This is a genomic window from Methanosarcina thermophila TM-1 (assembly GCF_000969885.1).
Lineage (GTDB): Archaea > Halobacteriota > Methanosarcinia > Methanosarcinales > Methanosarcinaceae > Methanosarcina > Methanosarcina thermophila.
Genome location: NZ_CP009501.1, coordinates 1064090 through 1077066, shown reverse-complemented (window position 1 = coordinate 1077066; position 12977 = coordinate 1064090). Strand labels below are relative to the sequence as shown.

The following is a 12977-nucleotide window of genomic DNA, read 5'->3' as shown; positions in this document are numbered from 1 at the left end:
CAGGGCTTAATTCTAAAATCTGGGGCTTGCATGGATTTAATCCGCAAACCCTATTTGCAGCCAAAATTTTTATTTTCAGATCAGAACTTACATGTGAGCTTTCCCAGTTCTATCGAGAAAGTCTCATAGTTTACAGAATAATCAATAGGACATTCGATAACTGCCACCTTATTAAGGGCAAAAGCTCGCTCGAGAACCTCTTCAAGGTCATCATCTTCCCTAACCTTGAATCCCTCAGCTCCAAAGCTCCTAGCAAAGCTAGGGAAATCAGGATTTCCATAATCTAGCCCATAATCCGTAAAATTCAATTTTTTCTGTTTCCATTTAATGAATCCAAAACCATTGTCATTAAGGATAAGGACGACAACAGGGATTCCATATCGGACTGCAGTCTCAAGTTCCTGGCAGTTCATCATAAACCCTCCATCCCCACAGATTGCAAGTACCCGGCGCTCTGGATTAAGAAGTTTTGCGGCAATTCCTGACGGAAGCCCTGCGCCCATAGTTGCAAGCGCATTGTCAAGGAGCACGGTATTTGGGGCATATGTCTTATAAAGGCGAGCAAACCAGAGTTTATAAATCCCGTTGTCAAGCGTGATTATGTCTTTTCTCCCGAGCACCTTCCTGACACTCTGGACTACCGCCTGTGGGAGAGGAGGATAACTCTTCCTGGCGACAGTGTTTATCTTCTCTTCAATGAAACTTTTAGTTTGCTCAAAAACCGGAAATTCTCGTCTTCCCGGTATACATGCGGCAAGTTCTCGGATTGAAAAGGCGATATCCCCGATTATTTCTACAGTCGGGTTAAAATACCTGTCAGGTACGGACTCCACAAAATCAATATTTATAATCTGCTTGTCCAGTGCCCTGTTCCACAGATAGGGAGGATATTCAACTATATCGTACCCAATAGTAATAATAAGGTCAGCTATGTCAATTCCGCAGTTAACATAGTCTCGGGCATGAATTCCGGTGGCAAAGAGACTCTGAGGGCAGTCATCTGGAACGACACCTTTTCCCATCTGGGTATGCACAAGGTAGATGCCTGTCCGCTGGACAAAGTCCTCGAGCTCTTCACTGACCGCTTTCCTGTTTGCACCTGAAGAAACTATGATCAGCGGATTTTTAGCCTCACAGATCATGGCTGCGGCTTTTTTTACAGCTTCGGGATCAGGGTGAGGGATTTTAATCTCGCTTCGCTTCTGCACCACAGCTTCAGTTTCTGCTCCAGCCACGTCTTCAGGAAGCTCGATATGTACAGCTCCTGGTCTTTCAGCTTCCGCATGTTTGAAGGCGTTGCGAATAACTGTGGGAATCATTCCGGGATCTGTAATGGACACAGCGTTTTTGCAGAGAGGTTCCATCATCCTGACAACATTTACAAGCTGGAAGCGAGCTTGCCAGTTATCGATCAGAGCCTTCTGACCGGATATGGAAATAAGAGGGGCTCCTATAAGCTGTGCCTGGGCAACACCTGTGACAAGATTGGTAGCCCCTGGACCAAGCGTTGAAAAACAAACTCCTGGTTTACCTGTCAGCCTCCCATATGTTGCAGCCATAAATGCTGCAGCCTGTTCATGCCTTGTTACTATAAGTTTGATTCCGGAAGTCCTAAGGGATTCAAGCAGGTCAAGATTTTCTTCGCCTGGCAGCCCGAAGATATATTCTACACCTTCCTCCTTAAGCTGGGCAACGAAAAGATCTGAAGCCTTCATGAAAAACCTCAAATAAGTTATCTGGCTTTTATCCGAACTGGGTATAACTAACTCATGTTTGCTTATTAAGTTCTGACTAAGCTATTTAAGCTTAAATTAAGTTTGCAGTTCAGATATTTTACCTGTTGACAACAACTGTTTTTATATTCACAAATTCTTTGAGCCCATAATGGGAAAGTTCTCTCCCGACTCCAGACTTCTTTACCCCACCAAAAGGCAGCCTCGGGTCGGATTTGACCATTCCATTAATTGCTACAAATCCGGATTTTATTCTTTTTGCCAGCCTCTGGGCTCTTTCAAGGTCTCTTGACCAGATCTCGGCTCCAAGCCCGAATTCTGTTGAGTTTGCAATTTTTACGGCTTCATCCTCGTCCTTTGCCGTGATAACAGGGGCAATGGGCCCGAAAACCTCGACATTGCAGACCTTCATATCTGTACTTGCTGCAGGGATAAGGGTCGGTCTAAAGAAGAAACCCTTACTCTGCTCTTCTCCATAGATGTGAGGTTCTGCACCTTTCTTTTTCGCGTCTTTCAAAACCTTCTCAAGACTATCGAGAAATTCTTTCTTCGCAATCGGTCCTATATCGGTCTCCTCATCCATAGGATTCCCGATCTTCAGTTCCTGCATTTCAAGCTCAAATGCCTCGATGAAGTCAACCACAACGTCTTCAATAACAATAAAGCGCTTGGCAGCAATACAGCTCTGTCCGGTATTAAGAAATCGAGATTCTACAGCTACCTGCGCAGCCCTCTCGATGTCAGCATCCTCAAGTACTATAAAAGGATCTGAACCTCCCAGTTCCAGCACAACAGGCTTGATCAGTTTTCCGGCAAGTTCCCCTATCTCCGAGCCTGCACCTACGCTGCCGGTAAGCGAAACTCCATCTACCATTTCTTTTTCAATAATTTCCCTTGCAGTCTTCGCGTCAATTAACAGGGAACTAAAAACGTTTTCCGGAAACCCGGCTTCAATAAAAACTTTCTCAATCTCCATTGCCGACCTTGGCACATTTGATGCATGTTTGATAACGCATACATTTCCTGCACATATTGCGGGCACTGCAAACCTGAAGACCTGCCAGAATGGAAAATTCCAGGGCATTATCCCAAAAATTACCCCGAGTGGCTCAAAAGTTACATAACTTTTCTCAGCTCCCGTATCCACAATCTCGTCTTTCAGAAATTCTGCTGCATTTTCTGCGTAATAATCGCAAAGCCAGGCGCATTTTTCAATCTCGCCCCTTGACTGCCTGATAGGTTTTCCCATCTCCTTAGTAATAATTTCGGCATAGATCTCAGTATTTTGCCGAAGGACACTGGAGACCCGTGTGAAATGCTTTGCCCTTTCCTCCACAGGCAATGAACTCCATCCGGAAAAAGCAGCCCTGGATTTTCCAATTTTAGCCTCGCACTCTGCGAAAGAAAACGAGTCATATACCCAGTTTACCTCTTCTGTATAAGGATTAATGGATTTGATCTTCATGACTTCCCCCCGAAAAGTCATTTAAAAGCATTACAATATTAGAATTCCAAATATTATAACTTAAAGAAATTGGCGAGAAAATAAAGCTTTCAGTTTAAATTTATTCGGAATGATGCTGCATAGAAGCTCCGATAGAGAGAAATCTCCTTAAATAACCGGATTTCTTGATTTGAGCAGAAATTATGTTCAGAATCTAGCAGTAATCATTATAAAACCTCAACATCTATTACAGATCATCTGTTATAAACACACAACTATGTGGGGGAAAATATATGAGAAAAGCACTTATCATGTTGATAGTATTGTTAGGCGTTTTCCTCGCAATTGGATGCGCTGGTGAGGAGGGAGAGGCTCCGGAAGCAGGAACTCCAGCTGAAGAAGTGGAGGATGTAACTCCAGCTGAAGAAGGGACTCCAGCACAGGCTGTAACTGAGGTTGAGGCTGTAACTGAAGTTGAGGTTGTAACTCCGGTTGAAGAAGTAGTGGCAGAAACTCCAGTTGTAGCAGAAACTCCAGTTGTGGCAGTAACTCCGGCTGAAGAAGGAGCTACAGTTGAAGAAGGCACTCCAGCTGAAGCAGTAGAAGATGTAACTCCAGCTGAAGCAGTGGAGGATGTAACACCAGAAGGAGGTGCACAGGAAGAAGAGCAAATAGCTGAGGAGGAAGAGACCGCCGCTGAAAATCAGACTGGAGGTAGAGTAATCAGAGTAACTCCCAGCAAAGGTGAATAAATTTATCCAGAAGGATTGTAAGCAGACGAGTTCGGTTTTACCGGTAAGAGTCCGCCCCTACTGGTAAGAGTCTGATCCTGCTGGTATGTCTAAAGTGAATAAAAATTCTGGATAAAGCTGATCTGTAAAAACAATCACCTAAAACTCAGATTTTTTATTGTACTTTGTATTTCTGCTCTAAATTTGCAATTAATAGCAGATTTCTGGGTTTAATCAAAAAAGCAGGTGAGAGTCAGATAAAACAATGAAATCACAGTTTACCGGGAAAGAAATACAGTTAGCCAAATAATTTCTTTTCCGGTAAAATGTATTAAGTTTAGGGTTGACATAACAATAAAATGATGGTTAACTGAAGTGATGATCAACTGCCAGGTATTTTTAATGGTCAGCATTTGAATATATTTATTAGTTTATTTTTTAATTCTTTTTCTTTCTAATGAACCAGGATTTTTTAGGTTCTAATAGAGATCTAACTCCCTCTATAAACATATTTTTAGTAACTATTTAAAATAAATATAATTTAAAAAGGAATGTATTGGTTAATCGAACACGATTTCTCTATGAAGCCTGCGAGTCAAATTTAGAGTCTAATTAGAATCTTAAAAGGAATAATGTTCAGAATCTAGCAGTAATTATTATAAAACCTCAATATCTATTATAAAGCATTTTATAAAACGCACGGATTAAGTGGAGGGAAGGTATGAGAAAAGCACTTATCATGTTGATAGTATTGTTAGGCGTTTTCCTCGCAATTGGATGCGCTGGTGAAGAGGGAGAGGCTCCGGAAGCAGGAACTCCAGCTGAAGAAGTGGAGGGTGTAACTCCAGCTGAAGAAGGGACTCCAGCGCAGGTTGTAACTGAGGTTGAGGCTGTAACTGAAGTTGAAGTTGTAACTCCGGTTGAAGAAGTAGTGGCAGAGACTCCAGTTGTAGCAGAAACTCCAGTTGTAGCAGTAACTCCGGCTGAAGAAGGCACCCCAGCTGAAACTGAAATGGAGAATGTAACTGAAGAAGAGACTCCAGCCAGAAACGTTACGGGCACTGCAGACGAGAATGGTGGAGTAATCAGAGTAACTCCCCGCACAGGCGGTAGCTGAATAAACTTAAATTAATACCAGTATGGGCAGGCAATCCAGCAACTGTTAGCAAGGCTGAATTATTATGATAATCAGCCGTGCTCAGGAACCTGCCCATAATGCATTGCCCCTAATGCAAAACTATTTAAGTACAGTTCTAACAGAAACTTTAAATATTACCAGCTTAGCTGTTGCACTCCAGATGCAGCAGGAAGAAAAGTAATTGAATAGAAGTACTGGATTAAATATCCATACCCGCGTCCTCTCTAGAAGATATATCAGGGTTGCCTGAGAGTTTAGCTTAGAAGAAAGAGCTTTTAAATATTTTCTACTTCTTCAAAAATAAATAAATGCTCTTAACCCATTGAATCGCTTTTTACTGACGGCAGTGTTTTTTGTGTTAAAGTCACTGTATATACCTTTAACCGTATGAAAGATACTGTGTACACCTTAAACCCATTTTAAAGTACCTATTTTATACATTTAAAGTATTTTACCTCTGAATAAGAGAAAAAGATGAATTAAAAATGAGGAATTCGAGGGTCTATTTCAGTCTCATTCTTTAAAGCACAATAATGCCAGCTTAATTTTGGAAGAAACTATGTTTAGAATCTGGTAGGAACTATTATAAAATCAGAATATTAATTATAAACCACCTTATTTTGGGGGGAAAAGAATGAGAAGAGAACTTGCAGTTTTTATAATTTTACTCAGCATATTCTTCGCAATAGGATGTGCTGACACTGGTGAAGAAGGTGGGATCGAGGAAGGAGTAACTCCGGCTGAGGAAGGAGAAAGAACACCGGAAGCAGGTGAAGGCGGAGCAAGCGAAGAACGGATAACACCAGCTGAAACACCTGCTGCTCCAGCAGAAGAACCGGCGGCCCCGGTAGAGGGAGAAACGTCTGGGCTTCCGATAGGTGACGGCGAGACTGTAGAAGTAGCAATAGAAGATAACGCCTTTAACCCAGCTACAGTCAATATCTCCACAGGTGACACCGTAAAATGGACTAATCTTGACACAGCTTCTCATACCGTGGTAGGTACAGGGACCAATTTTAGATCTGAGGTTCTGAACCAGGGAGATTCATACGAGTTCCTGTTTACCAATGCAGGCAGCTACGATTATTACTGCTCGATCCATCCAGATATGAGAGGAACTGTGGTAGTTCAGGAAGAAGCGGAGTGAAGACTTTGATTTAAGGAGAAGGAATAAAAACAAAGATAAAGATTGTCTCAATTATCTGAATCGTATGCCTTCTCCTTTTTCCTGCCTCCACAAGACGGCATATTGTATACAATTTTTTCCTACGATAGAATTTTTTTATTTTTATGCTAAATCCTTTCCTTCAGACCGTCCTTTCTTTCAGACCGCTATATCCGAGAAAAAATAAAAGATAGAGAGCAAATGAAAAAGAGTCCTGGATAAGAACAGGCTCTTTGATTTGAAAGTTCGGTTACTGTGTGTCTCCTCCTACCTCAGCATATCTGGGATCGATTTCTACAGCTTTTATGTATGCTTCTTCAGCCTCTTCTTCCCGTCCGAGGAAGCTCAGGCAGACAGCCTTCCCAAACCAGGAGTCTGCAGCCTCAGGATTAAGCTGGAGCGCCTTCTCATAAATCTCCAGAGCTTCCTCAAAACGCTTGAGCTGGACGAGCACGAAACCCAGACTGGAATAAGCTTCGAAATACTCAGGGTCAAGCTCTATTGCTTTCCTGTATGTCTCTACGGCTTCTTCAAATCTCTGCATCTGGCTCAGGGTAAAACCTTTGTTGTACCAGACATCGGCATTTTCAGCGTTAATTTCAATTGCTTTGTCAAAAGCTTTAATTGCTTCATCATATTCTTCGAGATTCTCGAGGTCTATTCCCATATTATTCCAGGCATCATCGTTCTCAGGATCAAGTTCCACAGATTTTTTATATGCTTTGAGTGCCTGCCTGTAACTTCCAAGACTGTCCAGATCCACACCTTTATAGTACCAGGCTTCAAGGAAATCAGGATCAATTTCTAATGCCCTGTCGTAAGCGATAATTGCCTCATCATAGTTGCCCATTTGCCCGAGAGCTATTCCTTTTCCTACCCAGGCTTCTTTATAATCGGGATCTTCCTCAAGTACCTTTTCATAGGCTTCGATAGCCGCCTCGTATTCTCCAACCTGGCTCAGGTTCAGGGCTTTTCCATACCACGCGTTGGGATAGTCAGGTCTTATCTCAAGAGCTTTTTCATAGGCTTCGATAGCTTCTTTGTACTCTCCAGCCTGGGAAAAGGAAAAAGCTATATTGTTCCAGAGATCAGGATCCTCAGGATTGATCTTTATAGCTTTTTTATAAAGCTCAATGGCTTCTTCATATCTTCCAAGGGTCTCAAGGACTGCAGCCTTATTGTTTAAAAGGTATATGTTATTCGGATCTATGCTAATTGCCTTGTCAAAAGATACAATTGCCTCATTAAATTTCCCAAGCCTGAGAAAGTCAAGTCCGCATTCGTTAAGTTCGGCTGCAAGGATCTCGTCGGTAACTTCCTGCTTCCCCACATCCCCCGTATCATTGAGAATATACGTGTCTTCGGAAACAGGTTTTTCTTCAGATTTTTCTTTCCTGCCTTCTTTTGTGAAGGCTTTGTCATTTGGTTCATCGGAGTTCATATCAAAATATCCTGTTCTGACTTTTATAGTAAATCCTGCGGACTCTTAAGTGCCGCGTTAGGTATTTACTTAAATCTGTTGTCTTTATGATCTATACATCTGTCCTTTATGGCTTTTATAGCCTCTCCCCTAAAAACTCTGGAAAAAGTACAGGAAAGGTGAATAAGGAAAAATAAAAGCAATGTACTCAAAATTCAGAAAAAGGCAGGCAGAAAATGGAAGAAGATGAGAAGAACAGAAAAAGAGTTCAGAAGAACACAGAAGAGGTTTATCGAGGGACTCTGAAAGCCATTCTTTTTGATATGGACAATACCCTTTTTGACTTCATAGCCGCAAAACTCAGAGCCTGCAGGGAGATAATCTCACATCTTGGGAAGGAAAAAGGAGACACTATCGGGGAACCTTCGGAACTTTTCAGGTATTTTCTGAGGGGAATTTATGGTTTTGAAGATTACGAAAACATTCGTGACTACATGCAGGAAAGAAATCTTTTTACGGTTCAGGGTTACAGGGAGTGTTGTGAGATTTATGAGAGGGAAAAACTAAGAAATCTTGAACTCTATCCAGCTGTAACGGACACTCTTGATAAGCTTAGGGAGTTAGGTTTAAAACTTGCAATCATAACAGATGCCGATAGACGTCATGCACTGGCAAGGCTTACAAGAGTTGGGCTCCTGAAATACTTCGATCTCCTCGTGGCGGCAGATATGACTGGAACAAAAAAGCCAGATCCTGCGCATTTTCTTTTTGCACTTGAGGCTCTCGGGACAAAACCTGATGAAACTCTGGTAGTAGGAGACAGCATTAAAAGGGATATTGTGCCTGCCCGCAAACTAGGATTAAGAACTGCATACGCCTCTTATGGAGATTGGAGGCCCGGAGAAGAAATGGATCAATTTTTTGATTTTAGACTCAGTACCTTTTCGGATTTGCTTGAGATTCCGGAGTCTAAACAAAAATAAGGCTAATGTAAATTCACAAAAATATTTTTAATTGAATTGCAGACCCTGGGCTTATGGATTCACTGGGAACCTCTATGCAAAGTCTCCAAGATGTACCTGTAATCCATAAACCGGTGAATGGGACAGTGCTGAGAGTGCATTTACGCTCGATATCCAATAAAAGAGTACAGATTAAAGTATACTTTTGGACTGGCTTAATTGATGTGTTATTATTACTTGACAAAATAACAAATAAGGTTATTATTAAATAACAAATTATTTTAGTATTTTATAACTAGACTTGAGCAGGTTGAAGTTAAACACAAGATCTGTAAGTCAGGTACGTCAAGCTATAGAATAATTTCAGAGAAAAGTAAACATTTAGCCGCCAGTCTGGAAATCCGAAAAGGATTTTCGGCTAACGGCTTTTTTTAGCTCTGGGCTTTGACATTATGTAAAAACCTGAAGTCGGGCTACTCAAAGGAGATCGGAATAAACTGGGTTTATATCGACTGCTCTCTCATAGGCTTCTATTGCTTTCTGGTGTTTCTTAATCCTGTCGTATACAATACCTTTACCAATCCAGGCTTTTGTAAAACTTGGGTTGATATCGATAGCCTTCTCAAAAGCCTGAAGTGCCTCGTTATATCTCTCCAGATCCCTCAGGGCAATTCCTTTATTATACCAGAACCGGGCATTTTCAGGATTTGCTTTTATCTTGCTCTCAAAAACCTCCACAGCCTTTTCTGTATAAAGTCTTGCTTCTTCATGTTTTCCAAGCCAGCGGAGAGCTAAACCTTTGTTATAAAGAGCCTTTCCGTTAGCAGGGTTTAATTCAAGTGCCTTGTCAAACGCATTAATAGCTTCTTCATAACTCTTTATCTTGCAGAGCCCCATGCCTTTCTTGCACCATTCGCTTGCACTCATGGAACTCATATCACATTTCTTTTCATAAAGACGGATAGCCTTCTCAAAATCATCCATAGCTTCTTCATATGCCTTCATTTCCCTCAGAGCCATTCCTCGCCTGTACCAGGCTTCAGGGTCTTCAGGAGCGAGATATATAGCCCGATGGTAAGCATCCAGAGCCTCTCTATACTGCATCAGATCCATAAGCAGTTCAGCTTTGGTGTACCAGGTTTTCGCATCCGCAGGATTGATCTCAAGGGACCTGTTAAGGGCATCGAGAGCCTCTTCATATCTGAAAAGACTTCTCAGAACCATCCCTTTGTTAAGCAGGATTTTTGCATTGTCAGGGCTTGCTTCCAGAGCTTTGTTGTATGCATCCAGAGCTTCCTGAAATCGTCCAAGCTCATGGAGTGCAACGCCTTTATTGTACCACTCATTCGAAGTCATCACTCAACCACACCTTTTTTCGATTACGTTTTTCCACATCTGTCACATAAACTCCAGCAATAATAGTATATGCCTTCAGAGCGTTAAATCGATTTTGTACTTTAGTTCCGTATCAAAAATAAGGAGATATTCACGCCTCACACCATGATTTACGCCCTGACGACATATTTACAGTTGCGCATGATAACCTATGTTTTGCTATTTTTTAAGGATTTTGAAATATTTCTGAGGTTTTATTATTTTAAAAATATAATTTAAAAGTCATGGATAAGAATTAGATAGGCTTAAATAATTTTATATCGAGCTCTTTCAAATTATTATTAAAATTAATAAAATATATTGATTTTAGTCTCAGATTTTTCCGACTTTTTTCTATTTCCTCCACGTTTTTGCCCTGACATGAAAAAAGTAGACCTATAAAATAAAAACGGAAAAATAAGACAAGTTCAATTCTGACAAAAGTTGGAATTTCCTTCTCTCACGGCATTTTAACAGTTTGATTATTAGCGTTTCTATTGGGAATATGAGAATCTCTCTAAATTCAGGAGACTGAACTTGAGACCTTAGTTTCAAATTAGAACGGGAAATCTTCCTTTCACAGCTTTTAATCTTCTAAAAGTGTATTCCAAAGATCTTTACACAAATATTGGATATGATTATACTGGGAATTGTGGCAGATGTCATAAATTAACCAATTAAGTTCAGGAAGCCACTATAGAAGTGACATATATTTTTAACAGGATATTTAATAAAAACGTTTGGTACAAGAATTAATAAAAACGCCTTAGAATGTTTCGGATATTCCTGAAAAGATAAAATTTTTCGATGGGATGCCCTAAAGATCGGTCTTTTCAGAACCGTTTTCCGCTTGCAATGCCCTTGCGAAAGAAGGAGCTCTTTCCTGCTATCTGGCTTTCGAGTTAAACCTGAGCACGCCTTAATACCATTCCCACTCTCGCTCTAAGTTCCACCGGGTTGAAAGGCGCAGTAACATAGTCATCTACACCTGATTCAAAAGCTTTAATCCAATTTTTCGCCCCACCTCTCTCGCTGAGCACCATTACCGGGATCCACCAGTAATTTGAACTGCTTCTAAGTTGCTCGCATATTTTAAAGCTATCAATGTCGGCAAGTCCGGTATCCAGCAATACAAGGTCGGGTCTCTCAGTTTTCACGGCTTCAAGTGCTGAAGAGCCACCAGAAAACTTGACAACATTATAGTTTTCAGCTTCAAGCGCAGTCTTAATATTTGGAGTACTGCTCCCTTCACCCATAATCAGGATTTTTTGCCTTGTATCTTTAAAACTCTCAATGCGAGTTTTTACCAGTTCTTCCGAGACTGAAAGAGACGAGGCTATATCCTTTTCAGTTATTTCAGGATGCGCTTCAATCAATTTTAAAATCTCATGGTCAAGATTTTTATTATTCATACCCTCCATCACCATACATTATACATTTTCTTAGGTATTAAATATTTTCCAATTTTTTTGGAATTGATATTGATACAAACTTAATACAGTTTAAAGAAAGCAGAGTTACCCAAATATTTAGAAGAATTTTTATGTATCGCCGGCTTAACCAATAAGCAGATAAGTTTATAACGGTAAATAGCAAGTTAATATTGGAAATAAGAATTACTTACTGAGAACAGCCACCTCTGAGATGATAACAATGGATCCAATGGAAAAAATCTTCGGAAAAACTGCACAAATGACAGTTCTCAAAAATTTGATCGAGCACCAGAATGAATCAACTTACCTTTCGGGAATTGCTGAAGAAACTGGTCTGTCTCACTCCAGTGTCTCAAGGGTTATTACTCCCTTGATTGAATCAGGCATTGTTATAGAAAAACCACTTGGAAAGCAAATCCGGACTTTTCAGCTCAACATGGACAGCGAAGCAACACGCCTGATAATAGATTTCTATAATAAAATCAATCAGATACTGAAATAAGCCCGAAAAAAGCTATGTGCGAAAAATTGAAAACAAGGGGGCAGAATAGGTTTACTGCTCCGTTTTTTAAAATTTACTGATGATAAACTTTAAGACAGTTTCGACTGGGAAGACCCTTATTCGGATAATTTTTTATGTAACATCCTTTTTTAGGCTTTCTATGTACGCATTTGCAGAAGTGGCTGCGAGCGCTCCATCTCTAACAGCTGCCACAAGTTGCCAGATAGGTGTGTCTCGGCAGTCTCCCGCAGCATAAATTCCTTTCTGTGAAGTCTCAAGGAAACGGTCAGTCTTGATAAAGCCTTCCTCATCCTTATCCACATCAATGATTTCAGTGTTAGGGTGAATGCCTACGTAAATAAAAACACCGTCTGTAGCCAGCTCACGCTGTTCTCCACTTTTGAGATTTTTAATTATTACTTTTTCGACTCTTCGAATTTCTCCGCTGCTGCCTATTATTTCAAGAACAAGGGTATTAAAAATGAACTCAATATTCGGAGTTGCGAAGGCTCTGTCCTTAAGGACTTTTGCAGCTCTCAACTGGTCTCTTCTGTGAATAAGATAGACTTTCCGGGCAATCTTTGAAAGGAAAAGAGCATCCGTAACTGCCGAATTGCCGCCTCCGACTATTACAACCGTTTTATTCTTGAAAAATGGTCCGTCACATGTGGCGCAATAGGATACTCCTTTACTAATGAATTCTTTTTCCCCGGGCACATTCAGAGGCTTGGGATTTGCGCCAGTGGCAATTATAACAGCCTTTGATTCGAGGTCTCCGCCGTCTGTGGAGACTATTTTCTTATCCCCCTCCGTGCGAACAGAAAGAACTTCAGTTATTTTTGTTTCTACCCCTACTTCCTGAGCATGCTTTTTATAATTTTCCATCAGTTCAAGCCCTGAAATCGATGGAAAGCCAGGGTAATTTTCCACTATATCTGCAAGCGCGATCTGGCCGCTGATCTCGCTTCTTTCAAGAATCAGAGTGTTAAGCCCGAAACGTACAGCATAAATACCGGCTGTGAGCCCTGCGGGGCCCCCTCCTACAATTATTAGGTCGTACATGCTTCCTCCAAAT

The 12977-nt window shown here is 41.0% G+C and carries 11 protein-coding genes; 5 read left to right on the top strand and 6 right to left on the bottom strand.

The window, feature by feature from the left end; all coding sequences use genetic code 11:
- Positions 1 to 80 precede the first annotated feature (80 nt).
- Positions 81 to 1715, bottom strand: coding sequence for an acetolactate synthase large subunit (locus tag MSTHT_RS04545; RefSeq protein ID WP_048166752.1), 1635 nt, complete (start codon positions 1713 to 1715; stop codon positions 81 to 83).
- Between the two features lie 118 nt (positions 1716 to 1833).
- Positions 1834 to 3198 carry an NAD-dependent succinate-semialdehyde dehydrogenase gene (locus MSTHT_RS04540; RefSeq protein WP_048166751.1) on the bottom strand — a complete coding sequence of 455 codons (1365 nt, stop codon included), beginning with the start codon at positions 3196 to 3198 and terminating at the stop codon, positions 1834 to 1836.
- Between the two features lie 272 nt (positions 3199 to 3470).
- Here MSTHT_RS04540 and MSTHT_RS04535 point away from each other — a divergent pair, with 272 nt between their 5' ends.
- The 3 genes from MSTHT_RS04535 (at position 3471) to MSTHT_RS04525 (ending at position 6193) form a co-directional block, all read left to right on the top strand.
- Positions 3471 to 3929: a hypothetical protein gene (locus MSTHT_RS04535; protein WP_048166750.1), complete on the top strand. Its 459-nt coding sequence runs from the start codon at positions 3471 to 3473 to the stop codon at positions 3927 to 3929.
- A gap of 700 nt (positions 3930 to 4629) precedes the next feature.
- Positions 4630 to 5025 (top strand): hypothetical protein, encoded by a 396-nt coding sequence (locus MSTHT_RS04530; RefSeq protein WP_048166749.1) that lies wholly within the window; start codon positions 4630 to 4632, stop codon positions 5023 to 5025.
- A 655-nt stretch (positions 5026 to 5680) separates the two neighbouring features.
- The gene (locus MSTHT_RS04525) at positions 5681 to 6193 is read left to right on the top strand and encodes a cupredoxin domain-containing protein (RefSeq protein ID WP_048166748.1); all 513 of its coding nucleotides are present in this window, start codon (positions 5681 to 5683) and stop codon (positions 6191 to 6193) included.
- 268 nt (positions 6194 to 6461) lie between these two features.
- Here the strand turns inward: MSTHT_RS04525 and MSTHT_RS04520 are convergent, their stop codons facing one another.
- Positions 6462 to 7652 carry a tetratricopeptide repeat protein gene (locus MSTHT_RS04520; RefSeq protein WP_048166747.1) on the bottom strand — a complete coding sequence of 397 codons (1191 nt, stop codon included), beginning with the start codon at positions 7650 to 7652 and terminating at the stop codon, positions 6462 to 6464.
- 215 nt (positions 7653 to 7867) lie between these two features.
- Between MSTHT_RS04520 and MSTHT_RS04515 the strand changes: the two genes are divergently transcribed.
- The gene (locus tag MSTHT_RS04515) at positions 7868 to 8614 is read left to right on the top strand and encodes an HAD family hydrolase (protein ID WP_048166746.1); all 747 of its coding nucleotides are present in this window, start codon (positions 7868 to 7870) and stop codon (positions 8612 to 8614) included.
- A gap of 456 nt (positions 8615 to 9070) precedes the next feature.
- On the opposite strand, the gene MSTHT_RS04510 is transcribed toward MSTHT_RS04515, so the two are convergent.
- A complete protein-coding gene (locus MSTHT_RS04510) occupies positions 9071 to 9949 on the bottom strand; it encodes a tetratricopeptide repeat protein (protein ID WP_048166745.1) in 879 nt (292 codons plus the stop codon).
- A gap of 920 nt (positions 9950 to 10869) precedes the next feature.
- The gene (locus tag MSTHT_RS04505; protein ID WP_048168384.1) at positions 10870 to 11379 is read right to left on the bottom strand and encodes a response regulator; all 510 of its coding nucleotides are present in this window, start codon (positions 11377 to 11379) and stop codon (positions 10870 to 10872) included.
- Positions 11380 to 11620: 241 nt separating this feature from the next.
- On the opposite strand from MSTHT_RS04505, the gene MSTHT_RS04500 reads away from it, so the two are divergent.
- On the top strand, positions 11621 to 11902 hold the full coding sequence (locus MSTHT_RS04500) for a MarR family transcriptional regulator (protein WP_048166744.1): 282 nt from the start codon (positions 11621 to 11623) through the stop codon (positions 11900 to 11902).
- A 132-nt stretch (positions 11903 to 12034) separates the two neighbouring features.
- On the opposite strand, the gene trxB is transcribed toward MSTHT_RS04500, so the two are convergent.
- On the bottom strand, positions 12035 to 12964 hold the full coding sequence (gene trxB / locus MSTHT_RS04495) for a thioredoxin-disulfide reductase (protein WP_048166743.1): 930 nt from the start codon (positions 12962 to 12964) through the stop codon (positions 12035 to 12037).
- Between the last annotated feature and the right edge of the window lie 13 nt (positions 12965 to 12977).